Raw genomic sequence first — 19,532 nt, 5'->3', positions numbered from 1 at the left:
GCGGTCGATCCTGCCCTATTCGCACTGCTGTGCGGCGGAGGCGGCTGCCGCAGCCTGTGCTGACTGCGAGGCCTGTGCCTGGGGGTCCTGCGTCGGTGTGGCAGCCTGGGTGGGCGTGTCGGCGTCCGCAGCGTCGTGTCCGTCGGTGCCCTCTTCCGTCTGGGGGTCGTCCGTGCTGCCAGTGTCCGGTGAGGCGGTGGCCGAGGGCGTGGCGCTATCGCCACCTGTGGTGCCGTCAGAGCCCTCGGAGCCATCGGGCACCGGCTGGTCGTTGCGCAGCGCCTCCCAGACGTCGTCGGCCTCGTCGGTGGGGACCACGCGGTTGGCGTCCCAGGGGGCCTCTGCGGTCGGCATTGCGACGAAGTTCATGTTGTCCATGCCGACCTGCTGGACGCTGGAGCCCAGTCCTGCCAGTGCCCCCAGGCTCAGGCCCTTGGAGACTGTCAGGGCCTCCAGGACGCTGGTGGCGAAGTCGTAGAGCTCGTTGGCGCCGAGCAGGTTCTTGGACTGGGCTGCCCGCGCCATGGCGCTCATGAGGTTCTGCTGACGACTGATGCGGGAGATGTCGGAGCCGTCCCCGACACCGTGACGCACGCGCGAGTACTGCAGGGCCGTGGCCCCGTCCAGGGTGTGGCAGCCCTGAGTCAGCTCCAGGCCGGTGTAGTCCGGGTCGGAGATCTCCTCCTCGACGTAGAGGTTGACTCCTCCCAGGGCGTCAACCATGGTGGACAGGCCGTCGAAGTCCACCACGACGAAGTCGTCGATGCGGATGTCGGTGAGGTCCTCCACGGTCCTCTGGGCGCAGGCGGCCCCTGAGACCACCGAGCTGGGGTCGGTGCCGGTGCCGGCGCCGTTGGCGAAGGCGGAGTTGAACTGCCCGTTGGTGACGGCCTGCGTGGTCTCGCCGTCCAGGGTGGTGCAGGAGGGGATGTCCACCAGGGTGTCGCGGGGGATGGACACGACGTCGATACGGCTGCGGTCGGCGGAGATGTGCATGACCATCGCCGTGTCCGAGCGGGCGACAGCCACGTCCTCACTGCCCTGGGAGTTGTCGACGTTGTTGTCGCCGGAGCGCGTGTCCGACCCCAGGACCAGGAGGTTGACGGCCCGGCCCTCATAGCTGTCCGGGAGGTCGTCACCGGGACGGTTAGGCCCCAGGATGCTGTCCGCGTCGAAGATGTTGATTCGAGACTGCAGGTCCTGCCAGGCGAAGCCGACTCCCGAGACCAGGAACAGGACCACTGCCAGGACGCACAGAGCGACCCGGCGCGCCAGGTGGCGGCCGAGGTCCTTTGACGAGTGCCGCGCGTGCGGCAGGGCGACCTTGGGCACAGTGCGATCATAGGTGGACTCCCGGGCTCCTACTCCTCCTGGGGGAGGATCCTGACGATGATCTTCGTCCGACCTCAGTGACTCCTCTCACGGCTCCCGTGACGCTAGGCTCCTGGTCGTGACCGTACCTGAAACTGTCCCTCAGCCCGCTCCGTCCGACGACCCCGCCACCGCGCCGGGTGGTGGGACGGTCCGTGTCGTCACGGTCGCCTACAACCCCGGGGAGGAGCTGGACCGCTTCCTCACCTCCCTGCGGACCGCGACCAGGCGGGAGGTGAGGACCGTTATCGCCGACAACGGCGAGGACCACGACGTCGTCGAGGCTGCTGCCAGGGCGCACGGGGCGCGGGTAGTGGGGGACGGGACCAACCGGGGCTATGGGGGCGGGGCGAACCTCGCGGCTGCTGACCTGACCGAGGACTGGATCGTGGTGGCCAACCCGGACCTGGTCTGGCAGCCGGGCAGCCTGGACGCCTTGGTGGACGTCAGCCTGGCCAGCCCCCGTGCCGGGTGCCTGGGGCCGCGGATACTCAACCCTGACGGCACCGTCTACCCCTCGGGACGGGCGCTGCCCTCGCTGGTAGGGGGTGCGGGGCACGCCCTCCTGAGCAGGCTCTGGCCCTCCAACCCGTTCTCCGCGGCCTACCACAGCCAGCCGCATAGCCAGCCGCATAGCCAGGCTGAGCCCAGGACCGGGGTGAGCGGTTGGTCTGAGGGCACCGAGGCCGACAAGAGCGCTGCTCCGGGCGGCAGGTCGGCGCTCATGGTGAGGGAGGTGGGCTGGCTCTCCGGTGCCTGCCTGCTGCTTCCTGCTGCGGCATGGCAACGTCTGGGCGGCTTTGACGAGAGCTACTTCATGTTCTTTGAGGACGTCGACCTCGGGCGGCGTGTGAGCGCGGCCGGGTGGGTCAACCTTCAGGTGCTGGACTGCGAGGTGGTCCACGAGCAGGGCGCGAGCTGGAGGTCCCGGCCCGAGCGCATGATCCGCGCCCACCACGCGTCGGCTCGCCGCTACATGGCTGGGCAGTACACAGCCCCCTGGCAGGCGCCGGTGAGATGGGCCGTTACTGGTGGCCTGCGCCTACGTGAGGAGATAGTCGCGAGGCAGGGGAGGCGGCGGCGCTAGCCTCGCTACCTCGGCGGCGCCTCAGGTGTCGTGGGTCGGGCTCCTCGGTGCCGCCCCGGGGTCGACCCCGGGGCTGATCGAGGTGGTGCCTGGTGGCTGCGGCGCCTGGTCCAGCGCGATCCGGCGCGCCAGTCGGGTGATCTGCCTCTCTCTGGCTGCGTTGCGCCTGAAGGCTGACAGGACCTGGGCGAGAAAGGCCACGACCAGGGCGTACAGGAGCAGGTCGGTGCCACGCCCGACCCCCACCATGTTCGCGACCCGGGTCATGAGGGAGGGAGTGACGATCGCTGCGACGGCGAACAGCACGAAGGCGAGTGTGGCCAGGCGGCGGGCGGCCTGGTTCCTGGCGCCGCCGGGGGTGCGCAGCATCATCCAGCCGACGGCTGCCACAGCCAGGATGAGAAGGGACTGGATAATGATCTGGGGGTTCACGGTGCCGCGTCCTCTGCAGGGTCAGGCGCTCAGGAGAAGAGCAGGTCGACGAGGATGTTGACGGAGTTCCACAGGGACTGGCCCTTGGCCCGGGAGTACTCTGTGTAGGTGATGGTGACGGGGAACTCCCGCCACGGCAGCGACATGGTGCCGATCTGGCGCACGATCTGGCTGGCGTGGGCCATGCGGTTCTGGGTGAGGTCAATGCGGGCCAGGGCGTCGCGGCGCAGGACCCGCAGCCCGTTGTGGGCGTCGGTCAGGCGCATCCCCGAGGTCCGGGAGCCGACCAGCGCCGCAGTACGCAGGATGAGCCGCCGCACCAGGCCCACCGAGGAGGCTCCCGCCAGGAACCGTGAGCCCAGGACGACGGCGAGGTCCTCCTCCCGGGCGGCGCGGACCATCGCGGCCGCGTCGGTCACGCAGTGCTGGCCGTCGGCGTCGAAGGTCACCGCGTAGGTGGCGTCGGTGCGCTCCAGCAGGTAGCTGAAGCCCGTCTGGAGCGCTGCGCCCTGGCCCAGGTTGATGGGGTGGCGTATGACTACGGCCCCTGCGGCCTCGGCCTCGTCTGCCGAGGCGTCTGCCGAGCCGTCGTCCACGACTACCACGAGGGGGAACACGCTGCGTGCCTGGGTGACGACCTCGCGCACGACCGGGGCCTCGTTGAACAGGGGGATGACGAGCCAGGCGTCGGTGACCGGGGCGGCCTCAGGAAGGTCCTGGGCCGGTGCGGTCCGGCTGGCGGTGTCGTAGGGGCTCACTGCTGCATTCTTGCATGCTCGTGCCTACGCCTATGACGATCCGGCCTGGACATGCTTAGATGGGCACCGGCCACCCGGTCGACGGTACCTGCGCCGTGCGGGCGGTCCGGACAGTACCTGCAGCCTCCGGGCTGCCGTCTCAGCAAGGAGCCGCCGTGGCAACACGTATCGCCCCCTCCGCCGACGTCTCCGAGGAGGCGACGATCGGTGAGGGCTCAAGCATCTGGCACCTGGCCCAGGTCCGCGAGAACGCCGTCCTCGGTGCGGGCTGCGTCGTGGGGCGCGGGGCCTACATCGGCGAGGGCGTGACCATGGGTGCCCACTGCAAGGTCCAGAACTACGCCCTTGTCTACGAGCCCGCCGTCCTTGCCGACGGCGTCTTCATCGGCCCCGCCGTGACGCTGACCAACGACCACTTCCCACGGGCGGTCAACCCGGACGGGTCGGTGAAGTCGGCCAGCGACTGGGAGCCTGTGGGGGTTACCGTGGAGGAGGGGGCCTCCATCGGTGCGCGTGCTGTGTGTGTGGCCCCGGTGCGTGTCGGTGCCTGGGCCACTGTGGCCGCAGGCGCTGTCGTGACCAGGGACGTCCCGGCCCACGCCCTCGTGGCCGGCGTGCCTGCCCGCCGGGTCGGTTGGGTGGGACGTGCCGGTCAGCCGCTGGAGCGCGTGGATCCTGCTGACCTTCCCGGCGGGGTCCCCTCCCGGGACACCGTCCTGTGGCGCTGCCCCGCCACCCAAACCCTGTATGAAGAGTCCGACAACACTATTCGAGAGGTCAGCCACTGATGCCACGCGAGTTCATCCCCGCCGCCAAGCCGCTTATCGGTCAGGAGGAACGTGACGCCGTCGACGCCGTCATCGCCTCTGGCATGGTGGTCCAGGGTCCTCAGGTCAAGGCCTTCGAGGAGGAGTTCACTGCTCAGGTGACACCCGGGGCGGAGTCGGTGGCCGTCAACTCCGGCACCTCCGCCCAGCACGTGGCCACCCTGGCCAGCAGGCTGCCCGAGGGCGCGGAGGTGATCGTGCCCTCCTTCACCTTCGCCGCCACCGGCAACTCGGTCGCCGTCGCGGGTGCCACTCCGGTCTTTGCCGACATTGACCCCGTCACCTTCACCCTGGATCCTGCATCGGTGGAGGCGGCTGTCACCGAGCGCACCGCTGCTATCGAGGTGGTCCATCTCTACGGTCTGCCCGCCAACATGCCGGAGATCATGGCGATCGCCCGGCGTCATGGCTTGCAGGTCTTCGAGGACGCCGCCCAGGCGCACGCGGCAGCCATCGACGGCAGGCCTGTGGGGACCTTCGGGGCGTGGGGCTCCTTCTCCTTCTACCCGACTAAGAACATGACCAGTATCGAGGGCGGGATGGTGACCACCTCGGACCCCGAGCTGGCCCGCCGCTGCCGTCTGATCCGCAACCAGGGCATGGAGAAGCAGTACGCCAACGAGGTGGTGGGACTCAACAACCGCATGACTGACGTGTCGGCGGCCGTCGGCCGGGTCCAGCTGACCAGGCTCGCGCAGTGGACCGCCGCCCGCCAGGACAATGCGGCTGCCCTGAACCAGGGGCTGTCAGGAGTGGACGGGGTGGTGACCCCGCACGTGCCTGAGGGCTACACCCACGTCTACCACCAGTACACCATCCGCCTGGAGGGGGCCGAGGCCGCGGAGCGGGACCGCGTCCAGGCGGTTCTGCGAGACGAGTGGCAGATAGGGACCGGCGTCTATTACCCGATCCCTAACCACAGGCTGGAGTCCCTGGCCCCCTACGCCCCGGGGCTGGAGCTGCCGGGGACGGAGAAGGCGGCCCGTGAGTGCCTGTCCCTGCCGGTCCACCCCTCGCTGACTGAGGGCGACCTCGCCCGCGTCGTGGAGGCCGTGAGCGAGACCGTGAAGGCAGGTGCCTGAGATGACTGCGACGAGCCACGCAGCGAGTGACGCGGTGAGTGACGCGGTGCCTGCTGGGCAGGCCCCCCTACGTGTGGGACTCATCGGCCTGGGCTCCATGGGCCGTCACCACGCCCGGGTCATCCGGGCTACGGAGGGGATGGACCTGGTGGCCGTGGCCGACCCCGGGGGTGACCGCTTCGGGGTCGCCGGGGACCTGCCGCTCCTGGACAGCGTCCAGGCGCTCATCGACATCGGCCTGGACGCCGCTATGGTGGCTGTCCCCACTGTCTTCCACGAGGAGGTGGCCCTGGCCCTGGCAGAGGCGGGGATCCACACAATGGTGGAGAAGCCCATTGCCCACGACGCCGCCGCTGGCCGTCGTGTGGCCCAGGCGTTCTCCTCCCGCGGGCTGGTGGGAGCCGTGGGCTACGTGGAGCGCTGCAACCCCGCCCTGCGGGCGCTGCGGGAGCGGCTCGACCGTGGCGACCTGGGGGAGGTCTATCAGGTGATCACCCGGCGACAGGGTCCCTTCCCGGCCCGGATCAGCGACGTGGGCGTGGTCAAGGACCTGGCCACGCACGACATCGACCTGACGGCCTGGGTGGCGGGGGCGCCCTACGCGCAGATCAGTGCGCAGGTGGCTCACCGCTCAGGCAGGGAGACCGAGGACATGGTGGTGGCGACCGGTCGCCTGACCAACGGCGTCATCGTGTGCCACGAGGTCAACTGGCTCACGCCCTTCAAGGAGCGGCTGACGATCGTCACTGGGGAGAAGGGCTCCTTCGTAGCGGATACCCTGACCGGCGACCTGACCTTCTATGCTAACGGCACCGTTCCCTCGACCTGGGACCAGGTGGCGGCCTTCCGCGGGGTCAGTGAGGGCGATGTCATCCGTTACGCCATCGCCAAGCGTGAGCCTCTGGCTGTGGAGCAGGAGGCCTTCCGCGACGCGGTGCGGGGCGTCGGCTCCAGGCACGTCACCATGGACGAGGGCGTGGCCACTCTCAACGTCGTCGAGGCGGTCCTGGCCTCGGCGGACAGCGGCCAGGTCATCACACTGTGACGCTGTCGCTGTGATGTCGGCGCCTGCTGCGCTTCAGGCCCTCTCCAGCAGCGCCTCGACCACCCGCTGGGCGGCGTGCCCGTCCCCGTAGGGGTGGGCCTGGTCCGGGAGCGGCTCTGTCGGGCGCGGACGTGAGGCCGCCGCGACCAGGTCCGGTCCGGGCTCGACCAGCACGTTCCACCCCAGCTCCACGGTCTCCACCCACTCGGTCTGCGGACGGACCGTGGTGCAGGGAACCCGCAGGAGGAAGGCCTCCTTCTGCAGCCCGCCGGAGTCGGTCACCGCCCCGCGCGCGTGCAGGGCGGAGGCGATAAGGTCCGGGTAGGCCAGCGGCGGGTGCACCAGCAGGGAGCCGCGCACGCCCTGCACTGGCAGATCCAGGCCGTGGGCGGCGCACCTGGCTGCCAGGCGCGGGTGCGCCAGCAGCACCACCGGGTGGTCCACGCTGGCCAGGGAGTCAAGCACGCTGGCCAGGCGCTCGGGGTCGTCGGTGTTCTCAGCCCGGTGGATTGTCGCCAGAGAGTACCCGCCCTCCTCCAGGCCGAGCCGGGTCATGACCGGGGAGGGGGCGTCAGCCACACGGTCACGTACCTGGAGAAGCACGTCGGTCATGACGTCACCCACCACCACGGTGCGCTCGGCGAGCCCCTCGGCCGCCAGGTGGTCGGCGCCCACCGCCGTAGGGGTCAGCAGCAGGTCAGCCGCGTGGTCGGTCACGACCCGGTTGACCTCCTCAGGCATGGAGCGGTTGAAGGAGCGCAGGCCTGCCTCCAGGTGGGCGACGGGAACGTGCAGCTTGACGGCGGACAGGGCACCGGCCAGGGTGGAGTTGGTGTCCCCGTAGACCAGGACCCAGTCGGGGCGGTGGGACTCGATGGCCTCGTCCATGGCTGCCAGCATCGCTCCCGTCTGGCGTCCGTGGGTGCCTGAACCCACCCCCAGGTGCACGTCGGGCGAGGCGATCCCCAGGTCGGTGAAGAAGACGTCGGAGAGCATCGGGTCGTAGTGCTGGCCGGTGTGGACGATCCGGTGGTCGATGCCCGCCGCCCGGAAGGCGGCGTCGACAGGAGCGAGCTTGACGAACTGGGGCCGGGCCCCGACCACGGAGAGGACACGCATGGGACCAGGGTATCCGCACGTGCGGACCCGGCGCCGACTTGGTGCGGGAGCCGCGCAGGAGGCAGCCAGCGCCCCGTCGCGGCGTCCTGTCATGCGTCCTGGGACGTCCTCGCCCTACAGTAGCCCCATGCGTGTGACCGTTGTGACGACCTGGCTGCCCACCACCGTCGCCCCCTCCTCCGGCTCCTTCGTGGTCAGGGACTGCCGCGCGATTGCCCGGGCGGGCCAGGAGGTTCGCATCGTCCACCTTGTGCCGCCCCACCAGGACGACGGTACCCGGCGCGTCACCGTCGAGGGGCTTCCCGTGGTCCGCGTGCCCATGCGGCCCGCCAGCCCCGCCTCGGTCGCCAAGGCGGCGGCTGCCCTGCCACGGCTGGTCGAGGGCACTGACGTCGTGCACTCCATGGCCATGAGCTCCCTGCTGCCACTGACCCTGCTGGACTGTGCCGGGGTGCTGACTGCGCCGTGGGTCCACACCGAGCACTGGTCGGGCCTGACCAACCCCGGCACGCTGAGCCTGCCGCTGAGGGCGGGGCGGGTCCTGGTCTCCTCGGCCCTGCGCCGTCCCGACGTCGTCACGGCAGTGTGCGAGTACCTTGCCGCCCCGGTCCGGGCTTGCCGGGCGGAGGCCCCCGTGGTCGTTGTCCCCTGCATCGTGGATCCCCAGGGGGAGCCCGTGCCGCGCCGGGGGGAGCGTCCGGGCGGGGACTTGGACGGGACCTTGCGCCTGGTGACCGTGGGCGGACTGGTGGAGCGCAAGGACCCTCTTGCCTGCCTGGAGGTCCTCGCCGGGCTCGTGTCCCGGGACGTGGAGGCCACCATGACCTTTGTGGGGGAGGGGCCGCTGCGGGCCGCGATCGAGGCCCGGGCCGCCCAGCCTGACCTGGCCGGGCGGGTGCGCCTGACCGGCACGCTGGACGCTGCCGGGGTGCGTGAGGAGCTGGCCCGGGCTGACCTGTTCCTCGGCCCCACCAGGGGGGACAACTTCTTCGTCTCCGCTGCCGAGGCCATCGTCGCGGGGCGTCCCGTCGTGGTCTCTGACGCCGGGGGGCAGACGGAGTACGTGGAGGAGGGCAACGGCAGCATCGTGGCGGCGGGGGCGGCTCCCGCCGCCTGGGCCGACGCCGTGGTGGAGACCCGTGACCGGCTGGCAGGTGCCAGTGCGGCCGAGGTCGCCGCCACGATCGGTGAGCGCTTCTCCACGCCTGTGGTCGGGGCTGCCTACCGGGCTGTCCACGAGCAGGTCGTGGGGTCCTGAGGCGGCAGGAGCCTGTGCGCTCCTGCTACACTGCGAGGTAGCCGGGATGTCCCCCCGGGTGACCAGTTAGAATTTAGGGGAGGCCATGGCGAGGAAGTACCAGGCTGCCACGTATCTCGGTCTCGCTCAGGGGCAGGATCTTGACGCTGCTGCAGACCTGCTGCGTGATACTGCTCGTCGGCTTGAGGAGCAGCGGCCTGACGTCGATGTCATCGAGATCCGCAAGGCGCCGACCCTGCACTCCGTCCGGGTAGAGCTGGTCGTTGAGGCAGAGGGTTTTGCTGCGGCAGCCGAGGTCGCCGAGTCCTTCATGAACGGTGCTGTTGTCAGCCTCTCCGGCAGAGTGGATCTGACGGTAGCCAAGGACAAGAGACGCCTCGCGTACGCGACCGCCTGAGCCGCCCCGTCATGGTTACGGGCAGGCGCACACCCAGGGAGTGGATGGTCCTCCTCAGACGGAGTTGGCCAACCCTGGGCCAAGGGGCCGGTGCGATCCTGCTCGGTATCTGGTCCGTTCAGACGGAGCCGCTCTTGTTCCTGCCCGGTTACACCTTTCTGGTCGTCGGTGCTGGCATGTCAGTCGTGTCGCTGGTCTGGGGAGTTGTCGCAGGGGCTCGTCACGACGACCTTCGGAAGGAGATCCGGTGGTCCGAGGAGCGGGAGAAACAGTACCACCAGATGATTGGCGCTGTTATGAAGGTTCAGGCGCACCGTCTGTTGCGTCTTCTGGTGCTGGAGAGCGATTCGGGCGGGCGCGAGGACGTGCTGCTCTCGGCGTCACGCGTTACCTTCTACTACTGTTATGACAGTCGGCTCTACGCGGTAGCGCGATTCTCTCGGAACTTGGAGTTGGACAGACCAGGGAGGCTCTCGTATCCTCCCGGCGAGGGGTGTATTGGATTCGCTTACACCAAGGGGCGTGTCGCGTTTGAGCGCTTTCCGTCTGACGATGAGGAATGGGTGAGGTATAACGTGAGCGCTTACGGGATCAGCAAGCACGAGTGTCGGGGAATGGCAATGAAGAGTCGCGCCATGCTGGCTGTGCGCATGGAGCACGCTGACCGCCCAATGGGGGCGGTTGCCGTCGAGACTCTTGATGAAAACTTTATTGACGAGTCCCTTGTTGACCGGGTCAATGGTGGTGAAGACACAGTCGTGCGGTGGGCGATAGAGACGGCGTCCGCAGTCATGGACTCGATGAAGGACGACATCGAGCGGTGGATCGCTGGGCGGGGCGCCGGCGTCCACCATGAGGGGCCAGCCGGGCCAGGGGCATCGCGGTCCTCGCAGTCGCCCGGCTCGCCCGCGCTGCTCCTCTGACGTACTGTCTGCCTTACTGCCTGCCCGGCGGCCCCGCCGCCGCTGGCCGTCGTCGCAACCAGCCGGGAGGAGCGGAGGAGCACTGTGCAGGACTACCGGGAGGTACCAGAGGGCCGCGCCCGCCCCCTCATGATCTTCCACGCCCCCTACCCGCTGGTGGAGCGGGCGGCTGCCTCCCGCCTGCGACCGGTGCGCATGCGCCAGGCCTTTGAGGCCCTGGGCTTCGAGGTGGTGACTGTCGCGGGCTACGCCTCGCAGCGGCGGCGTGCGATGAGGCGTGCGCTGCACCGGGTAGACCAGTACCTGTTCGAGCGTGGGCACCTGCCTGACGACGTCCAGGCGTCCCCTATGCCTTTCCTCTACTCGGAGAACGCGACCATCCCCAGCGCGTTGACCGAGCCCCGGCACATGCCGGTGCACCCTCGGCTTGACACGGCACTCTTCTCCCGGCTCATCCGCCGGGGCGTGGCAGTAGGCTCCTTCTACCGCGACCTGTACTGGCGCTTTCCCCGGTTCCGCCAGGGGATCCACCCGGCGGTGGACAACGCGCTCAAGGCTGCCTACACCGCCGAGCTGTGGTCCTGGAGACGGCTAGGAGTGCAGGTCTACCTACCCAGCCAGGCGATGGCCCCCCACCTGCCGGTGATCCGGCCGGAGCGCATCAAGGCGCTGCCCCCTGGAGCCGACCCGCAGGCTGTGTCCCAGGTGTCACGGCCCCGCCCCGGCAGCCTAGAGCTCCTCTTCATCGGTGTCCTGGGGGACAACTACGTCCTGGACGCCGTGGCCGAGGCCGTGGGACAGGTGCCCCAGGTCCGGCTCACCCTGTGCGTGCGCCAGGAGACCTGGCAGGCCACGGCGGACCACTACGCGCCTCTCCTGCCTCCGGGGCGTCACGAGGTCATCCATACCGAGAGGCAGGGCCTGGAGCCGCTCTACGAGAGGGCCAGCCTGGGCGTGCTCCTGGTGGAGCCCAGCCCCTACTGGGACTTTGCCGTGCCCTACAAGCTCTACGAGTACCTGGCCCACGAGCTGCCGGTGGTGGCCACCGCCGGTACCGAGACCGGGCGCATCGTCGAGGAGCTGGGGATCGGCTGGACCCTGCCCTACAGCGCTGAGGCCCTGGCCGCTCTGCTGCGTCGTCTTGCTGACAACCCCGGGGAGAGGCTGGCTGTCCAGGAGAGGATGCGTCAGGTCCTGGCCCAGCAGACCTGGCAGGCCCGGGCGCGGCAGGTTGCCGCCGACCTGTCCCCGCGCAGCCTGGACCTGCTCGACAGCCCCGACAGCGGGGAAAGTGGGGAGAGTAGGGAGAAGGTATGACTCTTGTCATCGGTCTTCTCGGTATTATCGGCCGGGGACTGGGAGGAGGCGCCCGGGCGCGCACAGCTGGTCCTCGACCAGCGGTGCGCCGCGGGGGAGTGCTCCTGGCCTCGCGTATCCACCTTCCCGAGGCCGCTGCCGCGTCCTTCCGGCTCGACGGGGTCGAGCGTGCCCTGGCGGGCCGGGGAGTGCCAGTGCGAGTACTGACTACCACACCTCCCCGGCCCGGGGCAGCTGGTAGCCAGGAGCCCGCTGGGAACCAGGGCGGCGGGGCGCTCGGCTCCGCCCCTGCCAGAGTGGCTGACACTCCTGCTCCCCCCGACCCTCAGGGTGTTACTGTCTCGCGCTGGCCCGCCCTGCGGGACCGCTCGGGCTACCTGCGCGGCTACCTGCCCTACATGTCCTTCGACGTGCCTCTGCTGCTGCGCGCGCTCACCGCCCCCCGTCCCGACGTGGTCCTGGTGGAGCCGCCTCCGACGACTGGTGCGGTCGTGCGCCTGGTCTCCACCCTGCGCCGCCTGCCCTACGTCTGGTACGCCCCGGACGTGTGGTCGGCCGCAGCCGCCTCCACCGGTGCACCAGGGCTGGTGGTCCGGGCGGTACGTGCCCTGGAGTCCTTCGCCGTGAAGGGAGCCAGCAGCGTCGTGGCCGTCAACGAGGACGTGGCGCAGGCAGTGCGCGACCTGGGCGCCCGACAGGTCAGGGTTGTGCTCAACGGTATCGACACCTCGGTGTTCAGCGCTGACGGCCCTGCCCCGACTCCCCAGGAGAAGGAGGAGCTGGGGATCACCGGCCCCTACTTCGTCTACGCGGGGACCGCCTCGGAGTGGCAGGGAGCAGGTGTGTTTGCCCAGGCCGTGGCCCGGGTGCGCTGCGTGCACCCCACGGCCCAGGTCCTCTTCCTGGGGCAGGGCTCCGACTGGGAGGCCATCAGCGAGACGGCCGCGACGATCCCGGTCGGCCCGGACGGCGCCCCTGCCGTGGTTATGCACCCTCTCATGCCGCCGACCCAGGCAGCCCGCTGGCAACGGGGCGCCGTGGCCTGTCTGGTGTCGATCAGGCCCGGGCTGGGCTACGACTTCGCCTACCCGACGAAGGTCCTGGCCGCCCTGTCGTGCGGCACGCCGGTGCTCTACGCCGGCCGGGGGCCGGTGGTCGAGGACGTGACTGGTCACGACCTGGGGTGGGCCTGCGACCACGATCCACAGGCGGTGGCCTCGGCCATGGCTGAGGCGCTGGAGGAGGACACGCGTCTGGCGTCGACGCAGGAGCGCGCTGGGAGGGCACGTCGCCTGCACCGCTGGGTGGAGGAGTACCGCTCGATGTCAGCCACCGGTCGTGCTGTGGCTGATCTTCTACGCACCGTGGTCCTGGACGCGCGGAGCCTGTCGCGCTGACCGGCCCGCTCTGCCGCCCGGAAGGCCGGACAGTCCTGGGCCCTCCTGGTCCGGCCGGGCCGTCCGTCCTTGGGGAGTATGTCCTTCCTCATCGGGAGGACGGGTGCCCCCACCGGGAGGAGGCGGCTATTCTTGACGGGACCTGCCTGCTGTCCGGCAGACGTTGAGAGGAAGGAACCCGCGCATGCGTATCGCCGTCGTCGCCCTGGGCAAGATCGGCCTGCCCCTGGCCGTCCAGTACGCTGAGAAGGGCCATGAGGTGATTGGGGTGGACGTCAACCCCACGACTGTCGAGGCTGTCAACGCGGGTCGCGAGCCCTTCCCCGGAGAGGCGCACCTGGGAGAGAAGCTGGCCGCCCTCAGCCCGGCTACCGGCTCGGGCGCCCTGCGCGCCACCACCGACTACGCGCAGGCCATTCCCGGCGCGCAGGCCGTTGTCCTGGTGGTCCCGCTCTTCGTGGACGACGCCACCTGGGAGCCTGACTTCGCCTGGATGGACGCAGCGACGGCGTCCCTGTCCGAGCACCTGACTCCCGGCACCCTCATCTCCTACGAGACCACTCTTCCGGTGGGGACCCTGCGTGGCCGGTGGAAGCCCATGATCGAGAGGATCTCCGGGCTGTCCGAGGGCCGGGACTTCCACCTCGTCTTCAGCCCCGAGCGGGTGCTGACCGGGAGGGTCTTCGCCGATCTGCGCCGCTATCCCAAGCTGGTGGGAGGGCTCACCGAGGACGGCACGCGCGCTGGCATCAGCTTCTACGAGCAGGTGCTGGACTTCGACGAGCGTGACGACCTGCCTCGCCCCAACGGAGTGTGGGACATGGGCACGGCCGAGGCCGCTGAGATGGCCAAGCTGGCGGAGACCACCTACCGTGACGTCAACATCGGCCTGGCCAACCAGTTCGCGGTCTATGCGGACAAGGCGGGCTTTGACGTCGAGAAGGTCATTGAGGCCTGCAACTCCCAGCCCTACTCCCACATCCACCGCCCCGGTATCGCGGTGGGCGGGCACTGTATCCCCGTCTACCCGCGCCTGTACCTGTCCACCGACCCTGACGCCTCGGTGGTGCGTACAGCACGGACCTTCAACGCCACCATGCCCCGCTACGTGGTGGACCGGGCGACCGAGGTCCTCGGCTCGCTGGAGGGGCTGCGCGCGGTGGTCCTGGGCGCCTCCTACCGCGGCGGGGTCAAGGAGACAGCTTTCTCCGGGGTCTTCCCCACGGTAGAGGCGCTGCGTGAGGCCGGTGCCGAGGTCAGCGTCCAGGACCCGATGTACACCGACGAGGAGCTGTCCGCCTTCGGCTGGACCCCTTACCACCTGGGGGAGCCAGCGGACGTGGTGATCGTCCAGGCTGACCACGCGCAGTACCGGGACCTCTCCCCGGAGGACCTTCCTGGCACCAGGCTCCTCCTTGACGGGCGGCGCGCTACGGATCCCGCCCGGTGGGCTGGCACGCCCCGTCTGACGATCGGCGGCGGGGAGCGCACGGGGCAGTAGCCCACCCGCTGGCACGGCGCGGAACTTGGCTCTGCCCACACTCTGGCCGCAGGCCGAGGGCGCTCGTGCCAGCTAGACTCGCGGCGTGAGCATGCTGCTGGGTACCGTCAGAGACCTCCTGGGCGTCCTGCCACCAGGGGCCAAGAGATTCATCCTCACGTTCGCGGGGCTGTTCTCCGCGCTGGCCCTCCTGGACGTGGCGGCCATGGGGCTGCTGGCTCTCCTGCTGACACCGCTCATGTCCGGGACCAGCATGACTATCCCCCTACTGGGAGTCACTGTCCCGCCCAGCATGCTGGTCTGGCTCCTGGTGGTTGTCTGCGTTCTCTACGTGACCAAGGGACTGCTGGCGATTGTCCTCCAGCGCATCTCCACCAGGCGCTTCGCCAGCTTTGAGCAGGACCTGGGTGCCCAGCTGCTGGACTCCTTCTTCTACGCGCCCTGGGCTGACCGCCTCAAGCGCCATTCCACGGACCTGGTCCGCTCCACCGACGTGGGTGTGGCTTCCACGGTCTCCGGCGTCCTCATCCCCTTCACCCAGCTTGCTGGTGAGATCTGCACCTTCGTCGCGGTGATGGCGGTCCTGTTCGTGTCACGTCCGGTCATGGCCGCGGTCACGGTGGTCTACTTCCTCCTGGTCGCCGTCATCATGTACCTGTGGGTCCTGCGACGGGCCTTTGCCGCGGGGCAGGACAACCGCGTCTACTCCGTCAAGGCAGTGCGACTGGTCACCGAGATGGTCCACTCGCTCAAGGAGATCACCCTGCGGGACAAGGCTGCCGAGCTGGAGCGCGTGGTGCTGGCAGAGCGCAGCCGTGCCTCCCGCGCCCGTGCGGACCAGGCCTTTCTGGGGGCGGTCCCGCGCTACATGCTGGAGATGGCCCTGATCGGGGGGCTCGTCATCGCTGCGGTCATGGGCTTCATGCAGGGTGGCCAGGGTGAGGCGCTGTCCTCCCTGGCGCTCTTCGGCGTCTGCGGCTTTCGTATCGTGCCCTCCATCACTCGTTTCCAGACGATCATGGGACAGACCGGCTCCAACATCCCCCATGCCGAGCGGGTCCTCGCCGAGATCGAGGAGGGCCGGGCCAACCGGGAGCGCCACGCCGAGATGAACGCTGGAGCCGACCTGCCGCAGGGTGCTCGCGCCCTCGTCGTCGACGACGTCACCTTCAGCTACGCGGACTCCGAGGAGCCTGCGGTGAGGAACATCTCCCTGACCTTGCCCTTTGGCTCCTCCATGGCGCTGGTGGGTGCCTCCGGATCGGGCAAGTCCACCCTGGTGGACATCATCCTGGGGCTGCAGGAGCCCTCCTCGGGGACGCTGCGGGTCGACGACGTCCCTCTCAGCGACGTCCTGCGCTCCTGGCGATCCCGCGTGGGCTACGTCCCCCAGGAGGTCTCTCTGTTTGACTCCACTGTCGCCCACAACGTGGCTCTGTCCTGGGACACTGACTCTATCGACGAGGACCGTGTCCGCCGCGCCCTGGAGCGGGCGCAGCTCCTCGACGTCATCGAGGAACGGCCAGGAGGCATCTGGGCGGAGGTCGGCGAGGGCGGTATGAAGCTGTCCGGGGGCCAGCGCCAGCGCCTGGGAATTGCCCGGGCTCTGTACTCCGAGCCTCTTGTCCTCATCATGGATGAGGCCACCTCTGCTCTGGACACCGCCACCGAGGCCGCGGTCACCGAGGCCGTCGCGGGGCTCTCGGGCGAGGTGACCGTCATCGTCGTCGCCCACCGCCTGGCCACGATCCGTCACAGCGACCAGGTCTGCTTTATGCGGGAGGCCGAGCTCGTGGCCTGCGGTACCTTTGACGAGGTCGTGGCCTCCGCTCCGGACTTTGCCCAGCAGGCGGCGCTGGCCGGGCTGCTCGACAACGGTTCCGCCGCTACGGTGGGTCCGGTGAGCCCAGGTCGGTCGGCGTCGGCCGTGCCGTCCGCTGTGCCAGACGACGTTGCTGTGTCCGCCGCTGTCTCGGAACCGGGTCACGCCCAGGAGGAGAACGTATGAACCGCCAGACCGGATCGGCACCGGCCAGCCTGCGCCTGCCTACCCGGGGCGGACGGGGGCCACGTGTGGCCATGCTTGTCTTCAATGACGCCCACAACGACTCTCGGGTGCTCAAGGAGGCCGCGACCCTGAGGGACGCCGGGGCAACGGTGCGCATCTTTGCCGTCTCGCGTGCTAGCGCAGGCTTCTCCGAGGGACGTGAGCCGGTCTCCTCCGGGGTGGACATCCACCGCAGCCAGGAGTTCTCACTGGAGCGAGTGGCTCCGGGTGTGGCTCGGATGCGGTCCTGGTTGAACGGGAACAGCGTTGCCGAGGGCGTCCACGAAGGGGGCGTGTCGTCGGCCGCGGCCGTGGAGGCGGTTGGTGCGCTGTCTGCGGTGGCGCCCGACTCCGGGCACGGCACTGGTGGTAGCGGTGGTGGTCTCGGGTCCGCAACGATGGGGCAGCAGAAGGAGGCGTCGGCCCCCTCGGGTACGGGCAGGGTGCCGGGCACCTCCTCTCTGCTCGGCCGGGCGCGCCGGGTGCTGCGTGAGACCTCCTCCTCCGTGGTGGCGCTCCAGGCGGACATGGGGATGCGCGCCTACAAGACCCTTGCCCTGTCCACCTACTGGCTTCGTACTGCCCGCGCCGCCCTGGACTGGTCTCCGGACGTGGTGCACGCCAATGACGGCAACACCCTCGCTCCAGCACTGTGGATCGTGGAGCGCTGCGGCGCCAGGCTCGTCTACGACGCCCACGAGCTGTGGCTGGACCGCAACGTGCGGGCTGACCGTCTTCTTGCCCCCCGGGTCGAGGCGGCTATCGAGGCCCGCGGGGTCGCGCGCGCTGACGCGGTCATCACCGTGTCCCCCTCGATCGTGCGCTGGATGGCGGAGCACTACCAGATGCCTTCGCCGCCGGTCCTGGTGCGTAACGTCCCGGTGGCCGGCCCCGCCCCGGACCGCTCCCGGGGACGGCTGCGCGAGCTCGCCGGGCTGGGACCTGACACGCAGGTCATCGCCTACGGGGGACGCATCACCACCTCACGGGGCATTGAGGAGACGATCGCGGCTCTGCCCGCGCTCCCAGAGACCGTCCACCTGGTCATGCTGGGATACGGGGAGCCTGACTACCTGCCCACGCTGTGGGACCTTGCGGCCCGCCACGGAGTCACCCACCGGGTCCACCAGGTCGGGCCCGTGGCTCCCCACGCGGTCTCCGAGGCGCTATCCGACGCGGACATCTCTGTAGTCCACGTCCGTCCCACCTGTCTGTCCTACCGCTACGCCCTGCCCAACAAGCTCTTCGAGTCGATCCGAGGAGGTGTGCCGGTGGCCGCCGCTGACCTGCCGGACATCCGCTCGGTGGTCGAGCGCCTCGGGGTCGGCGAGGTCTTCAGCGGTGAGGATCCGGCGGACCTCGCCCTGACCATCCGTCAGATCCTGGCGGACCCGCAGCGGTACCGGGATGCGGCCCTGGCGGCGGGGCAGCACCTGACCTGGCAGAGCGAGAGCGTCGCCCTGCTCGGCGCCTACCGCCGGGCGCTTCTGGGGCCGGCCCGTGCCCGGCTGGACAGCAGGTCCTCGTCAGGCTCCCGGCGCGCTCGGGTGTTGATTCTCTCCTTCTCCCCGATCGTCTCCGACGCTCGTGTGCTCAAGCAGGTGCGCCTGCTGTCGCCCACCTACGAGGTCACCACCTGTGGCTACGGACAGGCCCCTGAGGGTGTGGTTGCCCACGTGCAGATCCCTGACGAGCTGGTCTCGTGGCGCCTGGACCGCGCCAGCCTGATAGCCCGGCGCTTCTCCCGGGTGCAGGCGACACAGGAGGTGGTCTCCTGGGCGCGCAAGCACCTGCCGGTGGGAGCCTGGGACGTGGTCCTGGCCAACGACGCAGAGACCGTCCCCCTGGCACTGTCCCTGCGTCCCCTGGGGGGTGTCCACGCCGACCTGCACGAGTACGCGCCCCGGCAGAAGGAGGGAGTGCTGCGCTGGCGGCTTTTCGTGGCTCCCTACGTGCGCTGGCTGTGCCGACGCTACGTCGCCCGGGCGGACTCCGTGACCACTGTGGCCCAGGGGCTGGCGCAGGCCTACAGGCGCGAGTACGGCATACGGGCCGGGGTGGTGACTAACGCCACCCCCTATCATGACACCGTCGTGACCCCGCCCTCCCGTCCCCTGCGGCTGGTCCACTCCGGAGCGGCTCTGCCGGACCGCCACCTTGACCGCATGATCGAGGCGGTGGGGCGCACCCGCAGGGAGGTAACCTTTGACCTCTACCTCACCAGGAACGACCCCGACCTGATCGAGCGACTGCGCCAGCAGGCGGCGGAGCTGCCGCCCGGGCGCGTGCGGGTCCTGGACCCGGTTCCCTACTCCCAGCTGGTGGAGACTCTCTCGGGCTACGACGTCGGTGTCTTCTGCCTACCGCCGGTGTCCTTCAACTACAAGCACGCCTTGCCCAACAAGCTGTTCGACTTCGTCCAGGCACGTCTGGCCGTCGTCGTGTCCCCGAGCCCGGAGATGGCTCAGGTGGTGAGGCAGCACGGTCTGGGCGTCGTCACGGAAGACTTCTCCGCCTCCTCCCTGGCTGAGGCTCTGGACACCCTGACGGACCAGGACGTGGCCCGGGCCAAGCGGGCGAGCGACCAGGCGGCTCGCCTGCTGAGCGCTGAGCAGCAGATGGCTGGCTGGACGCAGGCCGTTGCGGTGCTGGAACGACGTGCTCGCGCCCAGGACCCGTCGCTGCTACCGTCCTCCGGCCTGGCCGGGCTAGCGGAAGGGGAGGACCGATGAGAGCGACGACAACCTCCGTCGGCCAGGTCACTGTGCTGTCAGCGGGTGGGTGGTGGCGTGACACCGGCACGGCTGCCCCGCCTGGAGCGGGTCGTCCCGGTACGGTAGTAGCCCGTCGTGGTCCAAGGCTCCTGGGCGTCCGCGCGGGCGGCAGGAGACTTGTGTTCCGGGCACGGGACCCGCGTCCGTGCGCGCGGCACCGTCTAGGCTGCGCTGTGCCACGGTGCTCAGGTCCTCGC

General features: G+C 69.7%; 16 protein-coding genes. 12 read left to right on the top strand and 4 right to left on the bottom strand.

The genetic code is table 11. From position 1 onward, the window contains the following. Positions 1-15 precede the first annotated feature (15 nt). The gene (locus tag D4740_RS09140; RefSeq protein WP_119836625.1) at positions 16-1,332 is read right to left on the bottom strand and encodes an LCP family protein; all 1,317 of its coding nucleotides are present in this window, start codon (positions 1,330-1,332) and stop codon (positions 16-18) included. Positions 1,333-1,450: 118 nt separating this feature from the next. Here D4740_RS09140 and D4740_RS09135 point away from each other — a divergent pair, with 118 nt between their 5' ends. Further along, positions 1,451-2,458, top strand: coding sequence for a glycosyltransferase (locus tag D4740_RS09135; protein WP_119836624.1), 1,008 nt, complete (start codon positions 1,451-1,453; stop codon positions 2,456-2,458). Between the two features lie 21 nt (positions 2,459-2,479). Here the strand turns inward: D4740_RS09135 and D4740_RS09130 are convergent, their stop codons facing one another. Next, positions 2,480-2,890, bottom strand: a complete 411-nt coding sequence (locus D4740_RS09130) for a DUF2304 domain-containing protein (RefSeq protein WP_119836623.1) — start codon at positions 2,888-2,890, stop codon at positions 2,480-2,482. A gap of 29 nt (positions 2,891-2,919) precedes the next feature. After that, entirely contained in the window at positions 2,920-3,648 is a 729-nt protein-coding gene (locus tag D4740_RS09125) for a glycosyltransferase family 2 protein (RefSeq protein ID WP_119836622.1), read from the bottom strand. A 155-nt stretch (positions 3,649-3,803) separates the two neighbouring features. Here D4740_RS09125 and D4740_RS09120 point away from each other — a divergent pair, with 155 nt between their 5' ends. Genes D4740_RS09120 through D4740_RS09110 form a run of 3 tightly spaced genes read left to right on the top strand, consistent with a single transcriptional unit; the run spans position 3,804 to position 6,602 of the window. Then, positions 3,804-4,436: an acyltransferase gene (locus D4740_RS09120; RefSeq protein WP_119836621.1), complete on the top strand. Its 633-nt coding sequence runs from the start codon at positions 3,804-3,806 to the stop codon at positions 4,434-4,436. Then, positions 4,436-5,557, top strand: a complete 1,122-nt coding sequence (locus D4740_RS09115) for a DegT/DnrJ/EryC1/StrS aminotransferase family protein (protein WP_119836620.1) — start codon at positions 4,436-4,438, stop codon at positions 5,555-5,557. Before D4740_RS09120 ends, D4740_RS09115 begins: the two co-directional genes overlap by 1 nt. 1 nt (position 5,558) lies before the next feature. Beyond that, positions 5,559-6,602 carry a Gfo/Idh/MocA family protein gene (locus D4740_RS09110; protein WP_119836619.1) on the top strand — a complete coding sequence of 348 codons (1,044 nt, stop codon included), beginning with the start codon at positions 5,559-5,561 and terminating at the stop codon, positions 6,600-6,602. Positions 6,603-6,635: 33 nt separating this feature from the next. On the opposite strand, the gene wecB is transcribed toward D4740_RS09110, so the two are convergent. Further along, positions 6,636-7,721: a non-hydrolyzing UDP-N-acetylglucosamine 2-epimerase gene (gene wecB / locus D4740_RS09105; RefSeq protein ID WP_119836618.1), complete on the bottom strand. Its 1,086-nt coding sequence runs from the start codon at positions 7,719-7,721 to the stop codon at positions 6,636-6,638. Positions 7,722-7,848: 127 nt separating this feature from the next. Between wecB and D4740_RS09100 the strand changes: the two genes are divergently transcribed. From D4740_RS09100 to D4740_RS09065, 8 genes are all read left to right on the top strand, one after another. After that, positions 7,849-8,979 (top strand): glycosyltransferase family 4 protein, encoded by a 1,131-nt coding sequence (locus D4740_RS09100; protein WP_119836689.1) that lies wholly within the window; start codon positions 7,849-7,851, stop codon positions 8,977-8,979. Between the two features lie 85 nt (positions 8,980-9,064). Next, the gene (locus tag D4740_RS09095; protein WP_119836617.1) at positions 9,065-9,376 is read left to right on the top strand and encodes a hypothetical protein; all 312 of its coding nucleotides are present in this window, start codon (positions 9,065-9,067) and stop codon (positions 9,374-9,376) included. A gap of 614 nt (positions 9,377-9,990) precedes the next feature. After that, positions 9,991-10,299: a hypothetical protein gene (locus D4740_RS12755; protein WP_139738509.1), complete on the top strand. Its 309-nt coding sequence runs from the start codon at positions 9,991-9,993 to the stop codon at positions 10,297-10,299. 84 nt (positions 10,300-10,383) lie between these two features. Continuing rightward, on the top strand, positions 10,384-11,616 hold the full coding sequence (locus tag D4740_RS09085; protein ID WP_259390764.1) for a glycosyltransferase: 1,233 nt from the start codon (positions 10,384-10,386) through the stop codon (positions 11,614-11,616). Next, the gene (locus tag D4740_RS09080; RefSeq protein WP_119836615.1) at positions 11,613-13,013 is read left to right on the top strand and encodes a glycosyltransferase; all 1,401 of its coding nucleotides are present in this window, start codon (positions 11,613-11,615) and stop codon (positions 13,011-13,013) included. Before D4740_RS09085 ends, D4740_RS09080 begins: the two co-directional genes overlap by 4 nt. 184 nt (positions 13,014-13,197) lie before the next feature. After that, complete coding sequence (locus D4740_RS09075) at positions 13,198-14,514, top strand: nucleotide sugar dehydrogenase (protein WP_119836614.1); 1,317 nt, start codon at positions 13,198-13,200, stop codon at positions 14,512-14,514. 91 nt (positions 14,515-14,605) lie between these two features. Continuing rightward, a complete protein-coding gene (locus D4740_RS09070; RefSeq protein WP_119836613.1) occupies positions 14,606-16,522 on the top strand; it encodes an ABC transporter ATP-binding protein in 1,917 nt (638 codons plus the stop codon). Beyond that, positions 16,519-19,293, top strand: a complete 2,775-nt coding sequence (locus D4740_RS09065; protein WP_119836612.1) for a glycosyltransferase — start codon at positions 16,519-16,521, stop codon at positions 19,291-19,293. The genes D4740_RS09070 and D4740_RS09065 overlap by 4 nt, the downstream gene beginning before the upstream one ends. The last annotated feature ends 239 nt before the right edge of the window (positions 19,294-19,532 follow it).

The sequence above is a fragment of the Actinomyces sp. 2119 genome (assembly GCF_003591215.1).
In the GTDB taxonomy this organism is placed as follows: domain Bacteria; phylum Actinomycetota; class Actinomycetes; order Actinomycetales; family Actinomycetaceae; genus Actinomyces; species Actinomyces lilanjuaniae.
Note: the sequence above shows the minus strand (reverse complement) of the source record. Positions and strands in the feature narration are given on the sequence as shown.